A 515-nucleotide genomic window follows, 5' to 3' on the forward strand; every position below is an offset into this window, starting at 1 on the left:
AAGGCATTTAAGGTCAATCGTAGTAGCTATCGTTATTGGGTCGAGCGTCGTCATGAGTTAGACCCCAAAAGGCTGAAACTCATCTCTGAGCTGAAGCGCTGGTTTGGTAAAAGTTGTGGTTCGGCAGGTCAAAGGACGTTGCAGGTATTGCTCGCTGATTCAGGCTTCAAAGCTAGTCGGTGGTTGATTCGCAAGCTGATGAAGGAGAAGGGTCTCGTCAGCAGGCAAATCCCTAGTCATCGTTATGCTAAGGCTGAAAAAGAGCACTTAAGTATTCCGAATTTGCTAGACCGGAACTTCAAACCAGACGCTCCAAATCGGGTTTGGACGGGCGATGTGACGTATGTTTGGACTGGCTCGAGATGGCTATATTTAGCCGTTGTGATTGACTTGTTTGCAAGACGCGTTGTTGGCTGGGCAACCTCAAAAAGCCCAGATAGCGAGCTAACAAAGAAAGCATTGAGGATGGCTTATGAGAGTAGAGGCAAGCCAAAGGGCTTGATGTTCCACAGCGA

The 515-nt window shown here is 48.2% G+C and carries 1 protein-coding gene; it reads left to right on the forward strand.

Going from position 1 to position 515, the window contains the following annotated elements; all coding sequences use genetic code 11:
- Positions 1-515, forward strand: a 515-nt coding sequence (locus ACK8OT_RS19270) for a DDE-type integrase/transposase/recombinase (RefSeq protein ID WP_410198132.1), incomplete at both ends; no start/stop codon positions are given.

The organism is Motilimonas thetidivivens, assembly GCF_046452435.1.
Classification (GTDB): Bacteria; Pseudomonadota; Gammaproteobacteria; order Enterobacterales; family CBDFNC01; genus Motilimonas.